The sequence below is a fragment of the Turicimonas sp. TL08 genome, assembly GCF_054660695.1.
Genome location: NZ_BAAGDP010000012.1, coordinates 70,734 through 91,179 on the forward strand (window position 1 = coordinate 70,734; position 20,446 = coordinate 91,179).

The following is a 20,446-nucleotide window of genomic DNA, read 5'->3' on the forward strand; positions in this document are numbered from 1 at the left end:
ATGCCGGCCGTCAGGCTGCTAAGGTCTAGTTACTTTAAGTCCCGCGCAACGATATAAACTTCCGCAGAAGAAGTTCTGGACGCTTCCGGCTTACGAGAAGCAACCTTCTTAAACAACTTCTTGCATTGTTCTACGAATTGAGAGTATCCGCTTCCTTGGAATACTTTACAGACAAATGTTCCGTTTTTCTTAAGATTTTCTTTGGCAAAATCGAGTGCCAATTCGTTCAGAAGCAAACAACGTGCGGCGTCTGCAGCTGCCACGCCGGAAAGATTCGGGGCCATGTCAGAAAGTACAACATCAACTTTTTCTCCTTGAAGAAGTTCGGTAAGCTGATCTGCAACTTCCTGTTCACGGAAGTCTCCCTGAATAAAGTTCACTCCTTCGATTGGGTCCATCGGCAGAATATCCAAAGCGATGGCGCGTCCTTGAATTTTTCCGTCAGGACCCATGAGTTTTTCTTTGACAACTTGACTCCAAGACCCCGGAGCGGCTCCCAAATCGACAACCGTCATTCCTTTTTTAATGATTTTATCTTTATCATTAAGTTCAATTAATTTATAGACAGAGCGTGCCCGATAACCGTCTTTTACTGACTGCTTTACAAAAGGATCATTGATATGACGTTTAATCCAGGCAGGATTAGAACGAAGTTTTTTTTCTGAGACAGGCATCGGTTTACACTCTAAAAAAATTCATAGGAGATGTGACTATCATGGCACAATTAAAGTTACCTCGCGATGAGCGTATCACACTTCGGGCGGCTGCTCACCATTTAGACCCTGTAGTTTTACTCGGTGCCTCCGGCCTGACAGAAGCAGTAAAAAAAGAAGTTAGCCGTGCCCTCGATGCTCATGAACTGATCAAGGTTCGTGTACCCAGCGATGATCGCGAAGAACGTGTAGAAATCTACGAAACATTAGCAGAAGAATTAGGCGCTGCAAAAGTCCAATTGATCGGCAAACTTTTTGTTCTTTATCGTCCGAACCCGGATAAAGACAAAAAAGAAGCGCCGGCCGAAAAAGCCCCAGCAGAGAAAAAAGAAAGAAAAACCGGCGCTAAGGCCAGAAACCAAAGAAAACGTTTGACTGAAATCATTCAGGCTGAAAAGAAAGGCAAAGCAAAGAGTCTGCCCTGGGCCTCCACGGTAAAGAAAGGCAAAACTCCGAAAGGACAGGTTAAAGCCGTCGGCGAAAAAGGGACTCCTCTTGGAAAACGGCTAGCCAGAAAAGGCTTCTCTAAGTAATTTCTTTAACCTAAACGAAACGGCATTCGAGTGAATGCCGTTTTCATTTGCGTGAAATCTCAATTGTCTAGATATATTCGATGTCAATGATTTCGTATTCGCTGACTCCGCCCGGAGCTTGAACCTCAGCTACATCGCCGATTGTCTTGCCGATCATTGCGCGTGCAATCGGACTGGCAATAGAGATGCGATTGTTCTTTGTATCACTTTCATCATTACCGACGATTTGGAAACGCTGTTGGATACCGGTTTCAACGTCTTCAATGGTAACGGTAGCACTGAATACGACTTTTTCCGTACCTTCCAAAGCTGCCGGATCAATAATCTGAAACTGAGAGATTTTGCTCTCTAACTCAGCAATTCTTCCTTCAATAAAAGCCTGAGACTCTCTAGCTGCATCGTACTCAGCATTTTCAGAGAGGTCGCCCTTCTCACGGGCCTCCGCAATCGCCTGGACAACAGCGGGACGATCCTGGGTCTTCAGTCTGTTGAGTTCTGCCTTCAACAACTGAGCTCCTCTTACGGTAATTGGTATAGGCATTTTCGTTTTCCAAAAAATTTGGGCGTCAATCGCCCAGTTCTTATATTTTCGATAGCCCAATATTAAACCATTCTTTGGAGAGTTGAGCCTGAGAAAATGAAACCGGCTTCCCCAAAAAGGAGAAGCCGTTAAAAATTGTTAACTATGCTAAAGAAGAAACGAGCACAGCTTTAATTGTCGGAAGTCTGTTGCCAGCTTGCTGGAACACAATAGAAGCAGGAGACTCAAATACTTCTTCCGTGACTTCGATCCCGTCCTTGAGTTCCGGATAAGCTTCGATAACGGATTTGCCAACCTTTGTTTCAGTGTTGTGATAAGCCGGCAGGCAATGCATGAATTTAACATCCGGATTGCCGGAAGCTTCCATCAATTGGCGGTTAACTTGGTATGGAAGAAGAGCTTTAATTCTTTCGTCCCAAACTTCTTTCGGTTCGCCCATCGAAACCCAAATATCAGTGTGAATGAAATCAACACCGCGGACGGCTTCGACAGGATCTTCAGTCAAAAGAATTCTGGCGCCGGATGCTTCCGCAAAGCTCTGGCACAAAGCCAAGAGTTCTTCGTTCGGCCAATATTCCTTAGGAGCACCGATTCTTACATCCATCCCCATCTTCGCTCCGATCATCAGCAAAGAATTGCCGGTGTTAAATCTGGCATCGCCAAGATAAGCGAAGCTAATCTTCTTCCATGGTTTCTGGCAAGTTTCTTTCATTGTCAACAGATCGCAGAGCATCTGAGTCGGATGCCATTCATCGGTCAAACCGTTAAAGACAGGAACGCCTGAGTACTCAGCTAATTCTTCAACAACTTCCTGAGAAAAGCCTCTGTATTCGATGGCGTCATACATAGAACCGAGAACACGGGCGGAATCTTTAATACTTTCTTTATGGCCGATCTGAGAGACGGACGGGTCAAAGAAGGTTGTGTGGGCGCCTTGATCGTAGGCAGCAACCTCAAAAGCGCTTCTTGTACGAGTGGATGTTTTTTCAAAAATCAAAGCGATGCTCTTGCCGGTTAACTGTCTGACTTCAGTCCCTGCTCTTTTTGCACGCTTTAAATCAGCTGCCAATTCAATAAGATAATCAATTTCAGCCGGTGTGTGGTTTACCAGGCTCAATAAGCTGCGGTTCTTTAAACTTGATGGCATGGGTATATCCTCTTTTGAGGACGCAAGAGCGTCCTCGATTAACAAAAATTAAAGTCTGTCCTTATGCAATTCCTGCAAGGAGTAAACATCCTGCTCGTGCATATGGCGAATACCTTCTACTACAGCTAATGCGTTAGCCATGGCGGTGTAGAAAGTCACATGGTTCGATAGGCTCGCAATACGGATTGCGGAAGCATCCGCAATTTCAGTGGTATTTTCAGCGGCGACGGCAATAACCATTTGAATTGTGCCGTTCTTCAATTCGTCCACAACGTTCGGACGGCCTTCGGAAACCTTATTCACGATTTCGCACTTATAACCGGAATCCTGAATTACTTTAGCCGTTCCTCTTGTAGCAACAAGCTTATATCCGGCTTCGGTAAATTGTCTGGCCAATTCCGGCAAACGAGGTTTGTCCGAATCCTTAACGGAAATAAACACCGTTCCGGAACGAGGGATGGCAGAGTCAGCTCCTAACTGGCTCTTAAACAAAGCCTGTCCGAAAGACTGACCAACACCCATTACCTCACCGGTAGACCTCATTTCCGGCCCAAGAACCGGATCAACGCCCAAGAACTTGGCAAACGGGAATACGGCCTCTTTAACGCTGTAGTGGTCCAGTTCGACTTCAACCGGCTTGCCCTGTTCTTCTAATGTCTGACCGACCATGCAACGGGCTGCAATTTTGGCTAGCTGCTGGCCGGTAGATTTAGAAACAAAGGGAACGGTTCTGGAAGCTCTCGGATTGACCTCAAGAACATAAATTTCCGGATGGTCGGTAAAGGCATTCTGAATGGCAAATTGAACATTCATCAATCCAACCACATTCAGTGCTTTGGCCATAACGCGCGTCTGGCGCTTAACTTCTTCCACAATCTTCGGATCTAAAGAATACGGAGGAATTGAGCAAGCGGAGTCACCGGAGTGAACGCCTGCCTGTTCGATATGCTGCATTACGCCGCCGATTCTTACTTCATTGCCGTCGGAGACCGCATCAATATCCATTTCGACTGCGTCATCCAGGAATCTGTCGAGAAGCACCGGAGAATCAAAAGTAACCTTAATAGCTTCTCTCATGTAACGTTCAAGCGAGCTTCTTTCGTGAACGATGTCCATGGCTCGGCCGCCGAGAACGTAACTTGGACGAACGACGAGGGGATAGCCGATTTCTTCAGCCATTCTGATAGCCTCATCTTCGGTTCTAGCCGTTCTGTTAGGCGGCTGACGGAGTCCCAATTGCTGGAGAAGATGCTGGAACCTCTCTCGGTCTTCAGCAATATCGATGGAGTCGGGTGTTGTTCCGATAATCTTGACGCCGTTAGCTTCCAGAGCACGAGCCAATTTCAGCGGAGTTTGTCCGCCGTACTGAACGATAACTCCTTCAGGTTTTTCGATATTGATAATCTCCAGCACATCTTCGAGAGTGACAGGTTCGAAATAGAGTCTGTCGCTGGTATCGTAGTCAGTGGAGACTGTTTCCGGATTGCAGTTGACCATAATGGTCTCATAGCCGTCTTCGCGGAGAGCCATTGCAGCGTGAACGCAGCAGTAATCGAATTCGATACCTTGTCCGATGCGGTTAGGACCGCCTCCGAGCACCATGATCTTGCGGCGGTTTGTCGGATTCGCTTCATTTTCTTCCTCGTAAGTGGAGTACATGTAAGCGGTATCCGTCGGGAATTCTCCGGCACAAGTATCAACACGCTTGTATACCGGACGAATGCCCAAAGAATGACGATAGTTTCTGACATCGTCTTCTTTAACATTAAGAAGCTTAGCCAGTCTTCTGTCAGAGAATCCTTTTCTCTTCAAGAAGTACATTTCGTCTTTGGTAATCTGATCCAAAGAAGTTTCTTTGATTCTTCCTTCGATATCTACCAATTCTTTAATCTGAGCGAGGAACCACGGGTCGATCTTTGTCGCGTGGTAGGCATCGGTGACGCTGTAGCCGAGACGGAAAGCATCTGCCAAATACCATAATCTTTCAGGTCCGGGTTCGCTGATTTCGTGATGGATGGTTGTTCTGTCGGTTGAAATCTCATTAAGCCCGTCTTTACCTGTTTCCAAGCCTCTCAATGCTTTTTGGAGAGATTCTTGGAAAGTACGGCCGATGGCCATGACTTCACCGACGGACTTCATTTGCGTAGTCAAGCGCTTATCTGCTTTCGGGAATTTTTCAAAAGCAAAACGAGGAGCTTTGACGACGACATAGTCAATAGTCGGCTCGAAAGATGCCGGAGTTAAGCCGCCGGTGATATCGTTTTTCAGTTCATCCAAGGTATAACCGACGGCTAATTTCGCTGCGATCTTAGCAATCGGGAACCCGGTTGCTTTAGATGCTAAAGCGGAAGAGCGGGAAACACGAGGATTCATTTCGATGACAACCAAGCGGCCGTCTTTGGGATTGACTGCGAACTGAACGTTAGATCCTCCGGTGTCTACACCGATTTCCCGAAGGATGGCGATAGAGGCGTCACGCATGATCTGATATTCCTTATCAGTCAGCGTTTGGGCCGGGGCAACGGTAATAGAGTCACCGGTATGAATGCCCATCGGATCTAAGTTTTCAATGGAACAAACGATGATGCAGTTATCCTTAGAATCGCGGACGACTTCCATCTCATACTCTTTCCAACCGAGAAGAGACTCTTCAATCAAAAGTTCGTGAGTCGGAGACAATTCCAACCCGCGTGTGCAAATCTGCACGAACTCTTCCATGTTGTAAGCAATTCCGCCGCCGGAGCCTCCGAGTGTAAAACTCGGACGGATAATGGCAGGGAATCCGATCTTGGATTGAACCTTAAGAGCTTCGTCCAAGGAGTAAGCGATTCCGGAGCGGGCGCTTCCGAGACCGAGCTTATCCATCGCTTCTTTAAATTTCAAACGATCTTCGGCCTTTTCAATAGCGGCCGGAGAAGCACCAATAAGTTCGATGCCGTATTTTTCCAAAACACCGGATTTAGAAAGTTCCATGGCGCAGTTCAAGGCTGTCTGGCCGCCCATGGTCGGAAGAATGGCATCCGGTCTTTCTTTTTCAATAATTTTCTCTAAGACAGCCGGAGTAATCGGTTCGATATATGTTGCATCAGCTGTCTGAGGGTCAGTCATAATGGTCGCCGGGTTGCTGTTGACCAAAATAACTCGATAGCCCTCTTCTCTTAAAGCTTTACAAGCCTGAGCACCTGAATAGTCGAACTCACAGGCTTGGCCGATCACGATAGGACCGGCACCGATGATAAGAATAGACTTAATGTCTGTGCGCTTTGGCATAATTTTCTATTCCTTAATTCTTTGCTGAGGCTAATCCGCCTTCGATTAATTCGATAAGAATGTGAATGACCTTAATATGCAGTTCCTGAACTCTGTCGGCGAATCGTCCGCCGGGAGTTACGACAGCGACATCAGCCAATCTGCAAATCTGACTGTCAGGCTTTCCTGTTAAAGCAACGACCTTGATTCCGAGCTTACGGGCTTCTTCGGCGGCTCTTACCACGTTTTTACTTGTACCGCTGGTAGTGATGGCGAGAAGAACATCACCTTTTCTACCGACAGCTCTCAAGTAGCGAGAGAAGACTTCTTCGTAACCGTAGTCGTTACCAACACAAGACATATGCGAAGGGTCGCTCATAGATACCGCTCCGATAGGGTCGCGATCTAAGCGGAATCGACCGGAAAGTTCTTCAGCAAAGTGCATGGAATCACATAGAGAACCTCCATTGCCGCAAGAGAGAATCTTTCCTCCGTGTTTGAGCGATTCAATCATTACCTGAGCTGCTCTCACAATCTCCTGCTGAACACTTTCATTTGCAACGAGATTATCAAGTGCCTCTTTTGCCTCAGCTAACGCTGTTTTGACTGTATCTAACTGGCTTGTCATCTTAATTTTTTGCCTGCTTAATAAGGTCTAAGAAGCGATCAAAGAGATCTTGAATGTCATGAGGTCCGGGACTGGCTTCAGGGTGTCCCTGGAAGCAGAAGACGGGAGCATCTGTCAGTTCAAAACCTTGCAAGGAACCGTCAAACAAAGATTTATGGGTAACTTTGGCATTTGCCGGAAGCGTTTTTTCATCGACCATGAAACCGTGGTTCTGGCTGGTGATATATACCTTATTGGTTTTAACATCAACGACAGGATGGTTTGCGCCGTGATGACCGAATTTCATCTTCCGAGTGTCTCCGCCGCAGGCCAGACCAAGAATCTGATGACCTAAGCAAATACCGAATAAAGGAAGTTTTGCTTCGATAGCTTTTTTCGCTACTTCAATAGCGTAGTCGCAAGGTGCCGGGTCTCCGGGACCGTTAGATAAGAAGATACCGTCCGGATTCAATGCCATTGCTTCTTCGAAGGTTGTTTGAGCCGGCACAACGGTGACCTTGATGCCGCGATCTGCCAACAAACGAAGAATATTTTCTTTAATGCCGAAATCCCAAGCAACAACTCGGTAAGGATAGGCATCTAAGTGTCTCATGCCCGGGCGTCCCCAGCCATTATCAATTTGCCAAGTGCCCTCGGACCATTGATATCGGTAATCACTTGTCACCACTTTGGCCAAATCCTGGCCGTTCATCACAGGGGCATCGGCAGCAGCTTTGCGGGCTGCGTCAAGCTCTTCGTCCGTGAGCTTTCCTTCTGAGGCTGCGACAATGCAGCCGGGTTGAGCCCCTTTAGTACGAAGAATACGGGTTAAACGTCGGGTATCAACATCGGCAATAGAAACAATTCCATGCTGTTTCAAATACTCTCCGAGACTTCTCTGACTTCTCCAATTAGAAACTACAGAAGATTCGTCACGGATAATCAAACCGCTTGCAAAGATGGTTCGGGATTCAGCATCGTCCTGATTGACGCCGACATTGCCGATATGCGGATAAGTGAGGGTAACGAGCTGACCCTTGTAAGAAGGATCCGTGAGAATTTCTTGATAACCGGTCATTGCAGTGTTGAAAACGACTTCGCCAATCGTCATACCAGGAACACCGATAGACCTTCCTTTAAAAACAGCTCCGTCCGCAAGCACTAAGGCAGCTTCAGGTCGGGTGTCATTAATTAATTTGTTATTCACCATGACTCCGTAATGCCACCGAGACGCCGTTTCGGTCCCGGTCGCAGGATAAAAATATTTTGTTAAAGTTCATAGGGCATAGGGATGCCTTATAAACCTTTCGATTATATCAATGGGTCCCTCCTAACCCTTTTTCTCGACTAAGAATTTTCCCGAGACCTTTGCAGGTTAATCACTCCGCGTTTTCCCAGCGGGGAGAGGCGGTAAGAGACCCAATTTTGTTGCTGACATACTGAAAGAGTTTCTCTAAGTTTTAGAATTAAAAGATTAGTTTCTATCTTGATAAAAGACAAAATAATCATGAATCAGTTACAAGCTTTATCTCAGTACACGACTATTGTTGCCGACACCGGTGATATTGACTCCATTGCCAAAATTCAACCGCAGGATGCGACTACTAATCCTTCTCTTATTCTTAAAGCAGCGAAAAACCCGGCTTATAAAAAATTACTTCTTCGAGCTGTTCAAGAAGGCAAAGATATTGAAGATGCTGCAGATCGAGTTCTCGTCAACTTCGGAACTGAAATTCTGAAATACGTCCGCGGAAGAGTCTCGACCGAAGTCGATGCTCGCCTGTCTTTCGATACTGACAAAACTGTTGAAAAAGCCAGAAAGCTGATTTCGCTTTACAAAGAAGCCGGAGTCGATCCTGACAGAGTGCTAATCAAGATCGCCGCTACTTGGGAGGGAGTGCAGGCAGCAAAGATTTTGCAGGCTGAAGACATCCACTGCAACTTGACGTTAATTTTTTCCGTCGTGCAAGCAGAAATAGCTTCCCAAGCAGGAGCCACTCTAATTTCACCTTTTGTCGGCCGCATATATGACTGGCATAAAAAGAATGCCGGAGCTGACTGGGATGAAGAAGCCAACAAAGGTGAACAAGATCCCGGAGTTAAGAGCGTCAAATTAATTTTTGAAAGACTCAAGGGTGTTGGGTCTAAGACAGAAATTATGGGAGCAAGCTTTAGAAATAAGGAACAGATTCTTGCTCTTGCCGGCTGCGATTTACTGACCATTTCTCCTGCTTTAATTTCAGAGTTGGAAAATTGTTCTGCTCCGGTCGAACAGAGAATCTTCAAAGAAGCAGTCCCTTCATTGAAATGCGAAGAAATCAGCCATGCTAATTTCCTCTTTACAATGTGCGCAGACAAAATGGCAACTGAAAAGCTTAACGAAGGAATTTGTGCTTTCGTAGCCGATACCTTAAAGCTGAAAGAATTGCTCTTAACGCTGCAGGATTAATTTATTTAATTGAGGAAAGATATGTTTCCAGCTGATATGAAGGGCTCCCTTTTTCTGGTATCCGCACCGAGCGGAGCCGGAAAGTCCTCTTTAGTCAATGCACTTTTAGAAAAAGTTAAAGGCATTGAACTTTCCATTTCTACAACGACCCGCGCTCCGCGTCCGGGTGAAGTCGACGGCCGCGAATACAACTTCACAACCGTTGAAAAATTTCTAGAAGCTAAAGAAAAAGGAGAATTCCTTGAATCCGCATTGGTTCACGGAAACTACTACGGCACCAGCAAAAAGTGGATTGAAGACAAAATGAAGGAAGGAACCGACGTTCTTCTTGAAATCGACTGGCAAGGCGCCTTCCAGGTTAGGGATATCTTCCCTGAAGCGGTAACAATTTTTATCCTTCCTCCTTCCATCAAGTCGTTGGAGGAAAGGCTCCATAAGCGCGGACAGGACTCCGAAGACACTATTACCCGCAGACTGTTGGGTGCAGGTGCTGAAATGGTGCATGCTAAGGACTTCCAGTTCGTTATAATTAATGAAGTTTTTGAAACGGCTCTTGATGAGTTCCGTTCTGTCGTTATCGGAAGCAGACTTCGCTTTAAGAAGCAGTATGCTTGCCGGACTGATGTTTTCATTCAGCTTGGTATCCCAAGCTAATTTTTATTGGACTATTGATTAAATGGCACGTATCACCGTTGAAGATTGTTTAAAAAAGATCCCTAACCGTTTCCAAATGGTTTTGGTAGCAGCATGCAGAGCACGTCAGTTGTCTCAAGGCCATGCTCCTAAGATTGAATGCAAGGATAAAGCCAGTGTTGCCGCTCTAAGAGAAATTGCTGAGGGCGTAACCGGTTTAGAGATGCTCAATAAGATAAAGTAAGACAATAAAACTAAACATCAAAAATTCAGCCAAGGGGATAATTCATGAGCGTCTCTGCTTCTTCGGTTCAAGACAACACCTTTAGTTTCGCAAAAAAGACGGCTGACGCAATAAAAAGAGCCGTTGGTCTGGATACACCGAAGAAACCTGAGCCTCAGCCGGCTCCCCCCGCGGAAGCCATCCCTGCTGAAAAAGTTAATCCTGTAGCCTCGGCTAATGCATTGGCCGAGCGTTGCAGACTTTATTTGTCGAGTTCCGACGTCAACAAAATCCGTGAAGCTTTCCGCTACGCTGACCAAGCGCACCTCGGTCAGTTTAGAAATTCCGGAGCTCCCTACATCACTCACCCTATCGCCGTTGCGGAAATTCTTGCTTCCTGGCATATGGATGCTCAAGTTATTGAGGCCGGACTGATGCATGACGTGTTAGAAGACACAGCGATCAGCAAAATTGAGATGAGCGAAAAGTTCGGTATTAAAGTAGCTGAACTCGTTGACGGTGTCTCCAAACTTGACAAACTTAAGTTTTCTTCGAATGAGGAAGCCCAGGCAGAGAGCTTTCACAAAATGCTTCTGGCGATGTCCCGCGATGTGCGAGTCATTTTGATTAAGCTTGCCGACCGCATTCACAATATGCGCACGTTAGGCGCCGTCAAACCTCACAAAAAATTCAGAATTGCCAAAGAAACGATGGAAATTTATGTTCCGATCGCAAACCGATTGGGACTTTATTCCGTCTATCGTGAGCTTGCCGACGTCAGCTTTTCTTTTATGTACCCGATTCGTCATCGAGTACTGAAAGAGGCCGTAGAAAAATCCAGAGCACGAAGAAAACAGGCTTTAGAGCAGATTTCTCATGAAGTCAGCGATGCACTGGCCAGAAACAAAATCCGAGGCGACGTTCAAGACAAGAATAAAGGTCTGTGGCGCATCTATTCGAAGATGAAAGAGCGCAAGATCAAATTCAGTGAAGTTTTAGACGTTCACAGCTTCCGGCTTTGTGTTCCCACCAGAGATGACTGCTACCGTGCGTTAGGCGTGATTCACGCCCTCTACAAGCCGGTCCCGGGACGGTTCAAAGACTTTATTGCCATTCCCAAAGCGAACGGTTATCAAAGCCTTCACACAACAGTTTTAGGTCCCAAAGGTCTTCCTGTTGAATTCCAGATCCGCACGGAAGAGATGCATCATATTTGTGAAGACGGCATTACCGCGCATTGGCTTTACAAAGATCGCGGCGAATCTTCTTCTCTGCAGAAGTCTACTCAATCTTGGCTTGAAAGCCTTCTGGAAATTCAGCGCCAGAGCGGCACTTCTTTGGAATTCATGGAGAACATCAAAGTTGATATTTCTCCGGAACACGTCTATGTCTTTACGCCTAAAGGCAAGATTCTTCAGCTCCCGAAAGGCTCCACTGCCGTTGACTTTGCCTACCAAATTCACTCGGATGTGGGAAACACTTGCATCGGGTGCCGCATTAACAGCGAACCTGCTCTTTTAAGCAGAGAGCTGAAGAACGGAGAAATGGTTGAAATCATCACCGGACCAACTCCTTCTCCGAATCCTCAGTGGCTCAGCTCAGTCAGAACCGGCCGAGCAAGAGCGGAGATTCGTCAGTTCCTCAGACAACTTTCCGAGGAAGGCAGCGTGAAGTCGGCCAATATTCTTCTGACTAATGCATCCAAGCAGCAAAAACTTCCGTTAGCTCAGGTCACTGATCATGATTGGCTGCGTGTTTGCAAGAGCAATGGTTTTGAATCTAAGAATGAACTGCTTTCAGCTGTCGGCCGCGGTTTAAAGGATGCCTCGCTGATAGCCCATCAGCTGACTTCTTCCATTACCTTAGGACGTTCAGATCCTTCTGAGAAGCAACCCGCCGTACTCGATCTTCACGGCAGAGAATACAATCTTGCCCCGTGCTGTACGCCCGTTCCGGAGGATCCTATCCAAGGACACTTCATTAAAGCTACGAATACCGTTCACATCCATAGAAGCGATTGCTCTCACTGTCAAAGAGGATATCGTGTGGACCCGGAAAACTGGCAGGAAATGTCGTGGAATCCGACGTGCAAAGAAACTTTCAGTGCCAAACTAGATGCGGAAATTACGGAGACTCATGCAACCCTCGAAAAAATTACCGGTCAGATTGCTAAGGCTCAATCCAGCATCAGCGGTTTCTCCTTAACCGAATTGAGTCCTACGGTCTCGAAGGTTACTTTAACTATACAAATCAAAGACGGCAAACATCTGCAGAAGATCATTAACGCTCTTCGCGCAATTCCTGCCGTAAGACTGGTTAGCAGACATCTTGAAAAAGATTTAGCTATGAAGCCGGTTGACGTCGAAGAAGAAGAATAGACTTTTTCTGCCCACTAAAAAAGGCGCCGGATTAGAGCGCCTTTTCTTATCTAGATTTGACTATCTAACGATCTGCAGGCTGTCAACATCAATTTCAGCCTGATGACCGAAGTCCTTATCAACCTCACCGTGCAAGAGAACCTGTGTCTGCGGTGTTACCTGCTGGCCTCTGAAAACATGATGGTCAATGTCAACAAGAATTTCACCGGTGTTGTCACGGAGGATATATTCTTCATTGCCGACCTTCTGAGTCAAATAGCCTTGAACAGAAACATACTGGTTATCTCTGGCCTGGTTGATAACCTGAGCAATGCTTGTAACTTGCGGCTGAGTGCCACCTGTGAACTGAGCTTGTGCAGCACCCATAGAAAAAGCGAATACGCTAGCTGCAAGAGCGCCTAAAACCTTCTTTGAAACCATCGGAAAATCTCCTATATACATAATCTTTTGATGTTTTCACTGTAGCCTCATTGCGCACTGCAAGCTCTTAAATCACCCCGTTTCAGGCAGGAGAAAAAGATTAGAAACATCTTTGATACTAAAAGAAAAACCGCTCGGCCGGACGGGATTTCTGACGGCAGAGCGGTTTTGTTTATGTTAAGAGTTATTACTTCACAACTGTAAGCTTCTTAACATCGATTTCCATTGGGCCGGTCCAGTCTTTGTCAACTTCGCCTTCCAACAAGACTTTAGTCGTCGGAGAAACCGGCTGATTTGCAAAAACTCTGTCTTTGATTTCAACACGGATTTCACCGGTCTTATCTTTGAAGATATAGTCCTTATTGCCAACCTTCTGAACGATATAGCCTTCGACGGCTACGTATTGATCATCTTTACCTTGAGAAAGGATCTTTTCCACAGGAGTGACGTTTGCACCGGCGCCTGTGAATTGAGCCTGTGCGGCAGGTAATCCGAAAGCAAAAGAACCTGCGACCAAAGCTGCTAAAACAGTCTTAGAAATCATTTCGTATAACCCTCCTAAAAAATGGTGTTAAGTTCAATGTACTCTATAGTTGACTAAAGATTGCGGGTTAACTCTCAATCTGAGTTAAATAAATCAAAAATTTCACGACTTCTAAACACCTCAGTCAGCCAAAAAATTTCTCGAGCTATAATTTCTTTTTAATGGTCTTGCTGCCAGAATTCAATCAAAATTAAAAAGATTTCCAAGGACGATAAATGTTAGTTATTCTTCAACATAAGATTGTTAACTTCGAATCAGTCCGTTTCCTCGAAAAATCCGAAATGGGCTATCGCTTTGTTTTCAGCAAAGAAGATTTTGTTGATACAGACCTTGATGATGAAGATATCCAAAGTCTGTTGCTGGCTTACCAGACCGGATTAAAGCTCTTCTACCCTCATGATAAGAGACATATTGATGTTTCTGATTTTCCCTCTGTTCTTGAAGGCGAAAATACAGGAACAGTGTAGAAGTTCCAGATTTGACTTAACAACTTAGGTTTGGCGTCGTCCAAACCTTTTGTTTTTGTATCGAAAAAAAATTTCAGCTGCCAGTTTCGAGGAAATCTTCCTGAAAGCTGACAGCCGATTTTTTTGCATTAAAAGCTACTAGAGCTTCTCGCTTTGACCGCCCTTAGGCTGCCATTTCATGGCGTATTTCTCAGCAAAAGAAACAATCAGGTCCAAAATCAAAGCACAGAATGTCAGCACTAGGATACCGGCCATCACGGTGTTGATATCAAATGTACTTTCCGCTTGAAGAATCAAGTAACCGACACCCATAGCAGAACCTAAGTATTCACCGACTACCGCACCAACGAAAGCCATACCCACAGAAGAGTGGAGAGAGGAGAACACCCAGCTTGTAGCACTCGGCAGATAAACGTAGCGCAAGAGTTGGCTCTTGTTGGCACCGAGCATTCTGGCGCTGGCCAGAACATTAGGGCTAACTTCACGAACGCCTTGATAAACGTTGAAGAAAACGATGAAGAATACAAGAGTGATACCAAGAGCAACTTTAGAACCGATTCCTAAGCCGAACCAAACACCGAAAATAGGAGCCAAAATAACGCGAGGCATTGAGTTAAGGCCCTTGATATACGGATCTAAGATAGCAGCGGCCGTAGGAGCCAAGGCAAGCCATAAACCGACGATAAGACCGGCTACGGTGCCGAATACAAAGGCAAGTACAGTTTCCGTCAGCGTAACGGCCAAGTTGGGATAAATTTCCAGATTAACAAAGAACCAATCCCAAATTACTTGACAGATTTGTACAGGCTCTCCGAAGAAAAAAGCAGCCTGATTATCATCTTCAAATACAAACGGCGGGATTAGACCCGGTTTGGTCATTAACCACCAAAAGAAGAAAATGACAACAAGCAAAAGAAGCTGACAGGCAGTTAATTTTGTTTTTGACTGAAGGATGCTTGAGTTCTTCATGCTTTCACCTTGTTTCTTTGATTTTCGTAGCCCTTGAGAACTTCTTCACGTAAGTCAGCCCAAATAGCATTGTGCAATTCAATAAATCTTGGAGTTACTCTAACTTCGGCAACATCGCGAGGTCTGGCGATATCAATAACGAATTCACCGATTGGATGGGAAGCCGGACCGGCTGACATGACGACAACTCGGTCAGAAATAGAGATGGCTTCATCTAAGTCATGAGTAATAAAGAGGACGGCTTTCTTCTTTTGAGCCCAGAGATCCAAAACCTCATTTTCCATTAATTGACGAGTCTGAATATCCAAGGCTGAGAAAGGTTCGTCCATAAGAATAATGTCCGGATCCATAATCAGAGTCTGTGCTAAAGCGACTCTTTTTCTCATGCCTCCGGACAATTCATGCGGGTAACGGTCTTCGAAACCTCTCAGACCGACTCTGGCCAGCCAATGCTCGGCCATTTCTTTTACTTCGTTCTGAGGTTTCCCTGCAAACTGCAAACCCGCTGAAACATTTGCTATTGCCGTACGCCAAGGCATGAGCGCTTCTGCCTGGAACATGTAGCCGGCACGTTTATTAAGGCCGGTAAGTTCTTCTCCGAAAACTTTAACGGTTCCCTTGGAAGGAGAGAGCAGTCCAGCGGACATATTCAATAAAGTGGATTTACCGCAGCCGGTCGGCCCGACTACGCTAACGAACTCACCGTCACCAATCGTTAAATTAACGTCTCTGACGGCGGTGTAATGATTCCCGTCAGGTGTAACAAAACTGCACGTTACCTCTGTAAATTCCAAAGCAGGATGATTCATTTTCTTTTAGATTAATTTAATAGGACTCTTGGGATCGCAGGTGCGATCCCAATATCTTAATTATTTTGCAGGGTATTTTTTCAAAGCTTCTTCAACAAATTTATTGGTATATACCTTGCTTAAATCAATCTTGGCCGGATCAATTTTGTCATTAACAGTCTTCAATGCGTTCAAGGAGATATTTGCACAGCCTTCCGGGAATTTACCGTCCGGAGAGAGTGCTTCGCGGTTGCCTTCGAAGCCTGCCAAATATACATCCCTGTTGCCCATCAAGTAAGATTCAGGAACAACCTTTGCGACATCTTCCGGAGTGGCCTTAGACAACCATTCGTCGGCGCGGACAATAGCATTTGTCAATGCTTGAACTGCTTTCGGATTCTTTTCTACGAAGGAAGTCGGAGCATATAAGCATCCGGCTGGAAGAGTGCCTCCGAAGAAGCTTTCGGACTCAGCAACTTTACGTGTATCTGCCACCACTTTTGCGTCGCCGTTACGAGTAAGAAGAGTGATAACCGGATCCAAATTGATCAAAGCATCAATCTGACCGCTTCTCAAAGCAGCAACGGCACCGGAGGAGGAACCTACGCCGATAAAGGCAACATCTTTCGGACCGAGGCCGCCTTTAGCCAAAATATAGTTGGCTACCATCTGAGAAGAAGAGCCAGGGGCGGTTACGCCGATTTTCTTGCCCTTCAGATCGCTAAGCTGTTTGTAATTCGGCATTTTCTTTGTAGAAACAACCATTGCCAACTGAGGAGCTCGGCCTTGAAGAACGAAAGCGGTCATCGCCTGTTTCTTGGCCTGCATGGAAATTGTGTGTTCGAATGCGCCGGATACTACGTCCGCGCTGCCTCCCACGACTGCCTGAAGGGCACGGGAACCGCCTTGGAAGTCGACGATCTTGACATTAAGGCCTTCATCTTTGAAATAACCAAGCTGTTCGGCAATTGTCAAAGGCAAGTAGTAGTAGAGGCTCTTTCCTCCAACAGCAATGGTGATGTCAGTTTTTTCTGCTGCAAAAGCAGTGCTCATACCAGGGGCCATCATGGCAAATGTTCCGGCTGCTGCGGCTGCAATAATCGTACGTCGAGTGAACTTCATAATTTTTCCTCAATAAAAAAGTCCGTTTTCACGGACTGTTTCTGCTACCACTTTTTATTTCAATTTCCAACTAGGATTACAAAAACAGCCGTCTTTTGCGCAAAGTAAGTCGCAACAAACCTAGCAAAAGGCCCAAACCGTTTTCGCTGCAAACAGAATTCATTGAAAATGCGACGCCAGTGTTTCCCACGAAACACGGCATAGCTGCGCCGGCGGTCATTCCGGAGCTGCTCATTGTCGCAATAGTGTGATTCACTTTTAGATCCAATAAATTTGTTTAACTAAGTAACAGAATACCTAGAAATTTATTGATTTTCAGAAGTTTGACTAATTATTTTCCCGTATACGACGGTTAAGCATCGCCTGAGCTACCGTATTGACATCGGTGTATTCGAGCTCCGCACCGGCGGGAATTCCTTTAGCAATACGGGTTACTTTGACCTGTGGAGCATGTTTTGCCAGCAATTCTGTAATTGCAAGGGCAGTTGCCTCCCCCTCGGCCGTAAAAGAAGTGGCAATTACGACTTCCTTAACTTCAGGCTCAGAGGCTCTGTCGATTAAATGGCCTAACTCCAACTCATTGGGTCCGATGCCGTTTAAAGGTGAAAGACGGCCCATCAAAATGAAGTATCTGCCGTTCCAAGATAAGCTTTGCTCAATGACCATCATATCTGCAACATTTTCAACCACGCACAGAAGAGAATCATCTCTGTGAATGCTGGAGCAATATTTGCAAATATCTTTATCGGTCAGATTATTACAGCGCGGGCAGCGCTTAACGGTCTTCACCGCGTTGAGCAAAGCATTGCCTAATCGAGAAGCCGTTTCTTTATCAGAGGTTAAAAGCTGATAAGCCATTCTCTGGGCAGCTTTCGGGCCGATGCCGGGCAGCTGCCGCAAAGAATCAATCAGCTCTTCTATGGTACTAACTGAAGCCACGAGATTAGAAAGGAAGCTTCATGCCGCCGGTTGCAGCAGCCATTTTTTGTTCAACTTCAGCTTCGATTTTCTTTTGAGTGTCGTTAAGAGCAGCAGTCAAAAGATCTTCGAGCATATCTTTGTCTTCAACGCTGCCTACGAGGGAGTCATCAATTTCGACTCTCTTGCAAACATTCTTGCAGCTCATGGTTACCTTGACGGCACCGTTGCCGGCTTCACCGGTAACATCGATAGTTGCTAACAGTTCCTGGGCTTTTTTGATGTTGTTTTGCATCATCTGAGCCTGTTTCATCATTTGGCCCATCTGGCCCATTCCACCGAAATTACGCATTTATATTTCCTTTAAATCAAATAACACGGGGCGTGTCGTTTTTGTCATACAACGTGACATTGTCAATCGAAATCGTAGAACCAAAAGTATTCAAGATCTCTTTGACTAATTTTGTTTTCGAGATTCTATCCAACTTTTCAATTTTTTCTTCTATGAATTCTTGCTTTCTGAGCCTTTTGAGTGTTTGCCCTTTTCCTTTGGAAACAAATTTAACTTTCAGCTGAAGCTGAGGGCCGAAATGTTTCTGAAGTTCCTTTTGCAGAGCTGAAACATGTTCCTCATGCGTCAATGCTTCCAATGTTGTGGTCAGAACCATGTTAGACCCGTCAAAACTTTCGAGTTCGGACAGATCAACTAAAGGCTGAGAAGATTCAATGAGCTTTATTTTTTTTGCAGCTTCGAGCCACGGATTCATCTGAACAGGCACACCTTCAAACTCATCTCGTTCCTGAACGATGGTTCTCTTCTGAGGAATATATTCATCTTCCCCGCTTTCTCCTGCTCCCCCCTCGGATACATAATCATCATAGGACCAAGGAACATCATCTTGATCATCTTGCGGAAGAAGTTCTTTCGGACTCTCTTGAAGCTGCGGGGAAGAACCTCGAGCTGAAACCGCAGACTTTTCCTCTGACGGGGTTGGAGCGGAAGCGGGAGAATTGTCCTCAATTAATTTTTTTTTTGAGCCTGTTAACACAGGACTTTCTTCCCAAGGAGGAATATCTCCGGGATCTTTGCTCGCAACCGGAACGGACATTACCGAAGTTGGTTTAGGGGGCACCGGAGAGACAGATGCTACTTGGGCTTCCGGTTTAGGAGCCGCAGCCGCAGGAGCTGTTGAAACCGGAGCTTCCGGCGACCGAGGAGCGGGGGCCTCCAGTCCCTTCATCGGGGCAACCACCGGTTTTTTCGAATTTTTGGTTTCTGCAGGCGCAAATGCCATCATGCGCATTAAAGCCATTGTGAAACCAGAGTATTCATCCGGAGCAAGACTTATCTCGTTTCTAGCATGGATAGCAATCTGATAGTAGAGCTGAACTTCATCGGGTGCAAAAGCCTGAGCAAGAGATTTGACAGCGTCCGAGTCCGGTTCTTCCGGGTTTAGAGAAGCAGGCAGCATTTGGACCATAGAAATTCTATGGAACAGCAATGCCATATCTTTGAGAGCCTGGGTATAGGATAAGCTGCGGGCGCCAATCTCATCGGCCACCTGCATGACCTGAACAGGGTCTCGATTCGCTAAAGCTCCCAACAATCGAATCAAGGTTGTTGAATCAATTGTTCCCAGCATCTCTCTGACGTTTTCTAAGGTCAGGTTACCGGCACTGAAGGCTATGGCTTGATCCAATAAAGACAAGCCGTCGCGCATGGAACCGCGTGCTCCGGTTGCCAACATCCGTAATGCCGGCAACTCGTAAGGGAATCCTTCCTTTTTAAGAAGTTCTTCCATATGTCCTGAAATTAACATCGGAGACAAGCTCTTAAGATTAAATTGCAGGCAGCGAGAAAGAACGGTAACCGGTACCTTCTGCGGATCGGTTGTCGCCAAAATAAATTTGACGTACTCGGGAGGTTCCTCCAAGGTTTTAAGCATGGCGTTAAATGCCTGGGTGGTCAGCTGATGAACTTCGTCGATCATGTAGACTTTGAAACGGGCATTTGTAGGTGCGTACTTCGCTCTTTCAAGGAGAGATACCATATCGTCAATACCGCGCGTACTAGCCGCGTCCATTTCGATATAGTCCACGAAACGGTCTTCATCAATGGCTCTGCAAGCCTCACACACACCGCAAGGATGAGCGGTGATACCGCCCTTCCCGTCTTCTCCTACACAATTTAAACACTTGGCCAAAATTCTGGAGATTGTTGTTTTACCTACACCGCGAGTTCCCGTAAACAAATAAGCGTGGTGAAGACGATTTTCTGTCAAAGCATGAGTCAAAGCACGGACAACGTGATCTTGCCCGATCAATGTAGAAAAATCGTGTGGACGCCACTTTCTAGCTAAAACCTGATAAGCCATGGAAAAAATCTCTTAAAGATTCGGTTCGCAACCAAATCGTTTCGCAGGAGGTAAAACTGTTCCGAATTGAAGAATTTTAGATGAATTTGAGCGCTATGCAAGCGAAGAAAAAGGAAAGAAAACGAAAAGCGGACCACACCTCGGCACTGCTAGGATCGTTATGGCTGCTTCGTTCCCGACCTGACCAGGTTCACGACATTCACATGCGAGGGGGCCCGCAGAGCGAGATTCTAACAGAATTCAAAAAAAAGGAAAGTGCAGCTCAAATTTCACTTTTATCTCCTTCTCCGTTCCGTTTTTCTTCTTCTCTCCAAGGCATTTTCCCGAATTAGATTGATTCTCTTCCACACCTTCGACGAGGACCGATACA

The 20,446-nt window shown here is 45.9% G+C and carries 20 protein-coding genes and 1 other RNA gene; 6 read left to right on the forward strand and 15 right to left on the reverse strand.

Features of this window, described 5'->3' with window-relative positions:
- Positions 1-29 precede the first annotated feature (29 nt).
- Complete coding sequence (locus tag ACYQ4O_RS07785) at positions 30-674, reverse strand: RlmE family RNA methyltransferase (protein WP_460175250.1); 645 nt, start codon at positions 672-674, stop codon at positions 30-32.
- Between the two features lie 41 nt (positions 675-715).
- Here ACYQ4O_RS07785 and yhbY point away from each other — a divergent pair, with 41 nt between their 5' ends.
- A complete protein-coding gene (gene yhbY, locus ACYQ4O_RS07790; RefSeq protein WP_308513332.1) occupies positions 716-1,246 on the forward strand; it encodes a ribosome assembly RNA-binding protein YhbY in 531 nt (176 codons plus the stop codon).
- Between the two features lie 67 nt (positions 1,247-1,313).
- Here the strand turns inward: yhbY and greA are convergent, their stop codons facing one another.
- The 5 genes from greA to carA all read right to left on the reverse strand — a co-directional run bounded on the left by greA (position 1,314) and on the right by carA (position 7,997).
- The gene (gene greA / locus ACYQ4O_RS07795) at positions 1,314-1,787 is read right to left on the reverse strand and encodes a transcription elongation factor GreA (protein ID WP_066593434.1); all 474 of its coding nucleotides are present in this window, start codon (positions 1,785-1,787) and stop codon (positions 1,314-1,316) included.
- A 142-nt stretch (positions 1,788-1,929) separates the two neighbouring features.
- On the reverse strand, positions 1,930-2,934 hold the full coding sequence (locus ACYQ4O_RS07800) for an ornithine carbamoyltransferase (RefSeq protein WP_066593437.1): 1,005 nt from the start codon (positions 2,932-2,934) through the stop codon (positions 1,930-1,932).
- A 48-nt stretch (positions 2,935-2,982) separates the two neighbouring features.
- On the reverse strand, positions 2,983-6,204 hold the full coding sequence (carB, locus tag ACYQ4O_RS07805; protein ID WP_460175251.1) for a carbamoyl-phosphate synthase large subunit: 3,222 nt from the start codon (positions 6,202-6,204) through the stop codon (positions 2,983-2,985).
- Positions 6,205-6,217: 13 nt separating this feature from the next.
- The gene (locus ACYQ4O_RS07810; RefSeq protein ID WP_460175252.1) at positions 6,218-6,811 is read right to left on the reverse strand and encodes an SIS domain-containing protein; all 594 of its coding nucleotides are present in this window, start codon (positions 6,809-6,811) and stop codon (positions 6,218-6,220) included.
- A gap of 1 nt (position 6,812) precedes the next feature.
- Complete coding sequence (carA, locus tag ACYQ4O_RS07815; protein WP_460175253.1) at positions 6,813-7,997, reverse strand: glutamine-hydrolyzing carbamoyl-phosphate synthase small subunit; 1,185 nt, start codon at positions 7,995-7,997, stop codon at positions 6,813-6,815.
- A 297-nt stretch (positions 7,998-8,294) separates the two neighbouring features.
- Between carA and ACYQ4O_RS07820 the strand changes: the two genes are divergently transcribed.
- Genes ACYQ4O_RS07820 through ACYQ4O_RS07835 form a run of 4 tightly spaced genes read left to right on the forward strand, consistent with a single transcriptional unit; the run spans position 8,295 to position 12,473 of the window.
- Positions 8,295-9,239, forward strand: a complete 945-nt coding sequence (locus ACYQ4O_RS07820) for a transaldolase (protein WP_374041559.1) — start codon at positions 8,295-8,297, stop codon at positions 9,237-9,239.
- Between the two features lie 21 nt (positions 9,240-9,260).
- Positions 9,261-9,893: a guanylate kinase gene (gene gmk, locus ACYQ4O_RS07825; RefSeq protein ID WP_460175254.1), complete on the forward strand. Its 633-nt coding sequence runs from the start codon at positions 9,261-9,263 to the stop codon at positions 9,891-9,893.
- Between the two features lie 22 nt (positions 9,894-9,915).
- The gene (rpoZ, locus tag ACYQ4O_RS07830; protein WP_066593457.1) at positions 9,916-10,116 is read left to right on the forward strand and encodes a DNA-directed RNA polymerase subunit omega; all 201 of its coding nucleotides are present in this window, start codon (positions 9,916-9,918) and stop codon (positions 10,114-10,116) included.
- 44 nt (positions 10,117-10,160) lie between these two features.
- A complete protein-coding gene (locus ACYQ4O_RS07835; protein ID WP_460175255.1) occupies positions 10,161-12,473 on the forward strand; it encodes a RelA/SpoT family protein in 2,313 nt (770 codons plus the stop codon).
- Between the two features lie 60 nt (positions 12,474-12,533).
- Here the strand turns inward: ACYQ4O_RS07835 and ACYQ4O_RS07840 are convergent, their stop codons facing one another.
- Both ACYQ4O_RS07840 and ACYQ4O_RS07845 read right to left on the reverse strand, forming a co-directional pair.
- The gene (locus tag ACYQ4O_RS07840; protein WP_460175256.1) at positions 12,534-12,893 is read right to left on the reverse strand and encodes a NirD/YgiW/YdeI family stress tolerance protein; all 360 of its coding nucleotides are present in this window, start codon (positions 12,891-12,893) and stop codon (positions 12,534-12,536) included.
- Between the two features lie 187 nt (positions 12,894-13,080).
- The gene (locus ACYQ4O_RS07845; RefSeq protein ID WP_066593461.1) at positions 13,081-13,437 is read right to left on the reverse strand and encodes a NirD/YgiW/YdeI family stress tolerance protein; all 357 of its coding nucleotides are present in this window, start codon (positions 13,435-13,437) and stop codon (positions 13,081-13,083) included.
- 215 nt (positions 13,438-13,652) lie between these two features.
- Here ACYQ4O_RS07845 and ACYQ4O_RS07850 point away from each other — a divergent pair, with 215 nt between their 5' ends.
- Positions 13,653-13,904, forward strand: coding sequence for a hypothetical protein (locus ACYQ4O_RS07850; RefSeq protein WP_066593463.1), 252 nt, complete (start codon positions 13,653-13,655; stop codon positions 13,902-13,904).
- A gap of 138 nt (positions 13,905-14,042) precedes the next feature.
- Here ACYQ4O_RS07850 and ACYQ4O_RS07855 read toward each other — a convergent pair whose 3' ends face one another.
- From ACYQ4O_RS07855 to ffs, 7 genes are all read right to left on the reverse strand, one after another.
- Positions 14,043-14,873 carry an ABC transporter permease gene (locus ACYQ4O_RS07855; protein ID WP_066593465.1) on the reverse strand — a complete coding sequence of 277 codons (831 nt, stop codon included), beginning with the start codon at positions 14,871-14,873 and terminating at the stop codon, positions 14,043-14,045.
- Positions 14,870-15,682, reverse strand: a complete 813-nt coding sequence (locus ACYQ4O_RS07860; protein ID WP_066593467.1) for an ABC transporter ATP-binding protein — start codon at positions 15,680-15,682, stop codon at positions 14,870-14,872. The genes ACYQ4O_RS07855 and ACYQ4O_RS07860 overlap by 4 nt, the downstream gene beginning before the upstream one ends.
- A gap of 60 nt (positions 15,683-15,742) precedes the next feature.
- On the reverse strand, positions 15,743-16,783 hold the full coding sequence (locus ACYQ4O_RS07865; protein WP_066593468.1) for an ABC transporter substrate-binding protein: 1,041 nt from the start codon (positions 16,781-16,783) through the stop codon (positions 15,743-15,745).
- A gap of 327 nt (positions 16,784-17,110) precedes the next feature.
- Positions 17,111-17,722 carry a recombination mediator RecR gene (gene recR, locus ACYQ4O_RS07870; RefSeq protein WP_308515148.1) on the reverse strand — a complete coding sequence of 204 codons (612 nt, stop codon included), beginning with the start codon at positions 17,720-17,722 and terminating at the stop codon, positions 17,111-17,113.
- Between the two features lie 4 nt (positions 17,723-17,726).
- Positions 17,727-18,035, reverse strand: coding sequence for a YbaB/EbfC family nucleoid-associated protein (locus tag ACYQ4O_RS07875; RefSeq protein ID WP_066595809.1), 309 nt, complete (start codon positions 18,033-18,035; stop codon positions 17,727-17,729).
- Between the two features lie 34 nt (positions 18,036-18,069).
- Positions 18,070-20,076: a DNA polymerase III subunit gamma/tau gene (dnaX, locus tag ACYQ4O_RS07880; protein WP_460175257.1), complete on the reverse strand. Its 2,007-nt coding sequence runs from the start codon at positions 20,074-20,076 to the stop codon at positions 18,070-18,072.
- 124 nt (positions 20,077-20,200) lie between these two features.
- Positions 20,201-20,296: signal recognition particle sRNA small type (ffs, locus tag ACYQ4O_RS07885), an RNA gene on the reverse strand.
- Positions 20,297-20,446: the final 150 nt, after the last annotated feature.

Coding starts and splice junctions, on each gene's coding strand:
- gmk (WP_460175254.1), top strand. CDS start 9,261: ATGTTTCCAGCTGATATGAAGGGCTCCCTTTTTCTGGTATCCGCACCG.
- carB (WP_460175251.1), bottom strand. CDS start 6,204: ATGCCAAAGCGCACAGACATTAAGTCTATTCTTATCATCGGTGCCGGT.
- ACYQ4O_RS07800 (WP_066593437.1), bottom strand. CDS start 2,934: ATGCCATCAAGTTTAAAGAACCGCAGCTTATTGAGCCTGGTAAACCAC.
- greA (WP_066593434.1), bottom strand. CDS start 1,787: ATGCCTATACCAATTACCGTAAGAGGAGCTCAGTTGTTGAAGGCAGAA.
- ACYQ4O_RS07835 (WP_460175255.1), top strand. CDS start 10,161: ATGAGCGTCTCTGCTTCTTCGGTTCAAGACAACACCTTTAGTTTCGCA.
- ACYQ4O_RS07845 (WP_066593461.1), bottom strand. CDS start 13,437: ATGATTTCTAAGACTGTTTTAGCAGCTTTGGTCGCAGGTTCTTTTGCT.
- yhbY (WP_308513332.1), top strand. CDS start 716: ATGGCACAATTAAAGTTACCTCGCGATGAGCGTATCACACTTCGGGCG.
- ACYQ4O_RS07855 (WP_066593465.1), bottom strand. CDS start 14,873: ATGAAGAACTCAAGCATCCTTCAGTCAAAAACAAAATTAACTGCCTGT.
- ACYQ4O_RS07865 (WP_066593468.1), bottom strand. CDS start 16,783: ATGAAGTTCACTCGACGTACGATTATTGCAGCCGCAGCAGCCGGAACA.
- ACYQ4O_RS07875 (WP_066595809.1), bottom strand. CDS start 18,035: ATGGGCCAGATGGGCCAAATGATGAAACAGGCTCAGATGATGCAAAAC.
- ACYQ4O_RS07860 (WP_066593467.1), bottom strand. CDS start 15,682: ATGAATCATCCTGCTTTGGAATTTACAGAGGTAACGTGCAGTTTTGTT.
- rpoZ (WP_066593457.1), top strand. CDS start 9,916: ATGGCACGTATCACCGTTGAAGATTGTTTAAAAAAGATCCCTAACCGT.
- ACYQ4O_RS07785 (WP_460175250.1), bottom strand. CDS start 674: ATGCCTGTCTCAGAAAAAAAACTTCGTTCTAATCCTGCCTGGATTAAA.
- ACYQ4O_RS07810 (WP_460175252.1), bottom strand. CDS start 6,811: ATGACAAGCCAGTTAGATACAGTCAAAACAGCGTTAGCTGAGGCAAAA.
- ACYQ4O_RS07850 (WP_066593463.1), top strand. CDS start 13,653: ATGTTAGTTATTCTTCAACATAAGATTGTTAACTTCGAATCAGTCCGT.
- dnaX (WP_460175257.1), bottom strand. CDS start 20,076: ATGGCTTATCAGGTTTTAGCTAGAAAGTGGCGTCCACACGATTTTTCT.
- ACYQ4O_RS07840 (WP_460175256.1), bottom strand. CDS start 12,893: ATGGTTTCAAAGAAGGTTTTAGGCGCTCTTGCAGCTAGCGTATTCGCT.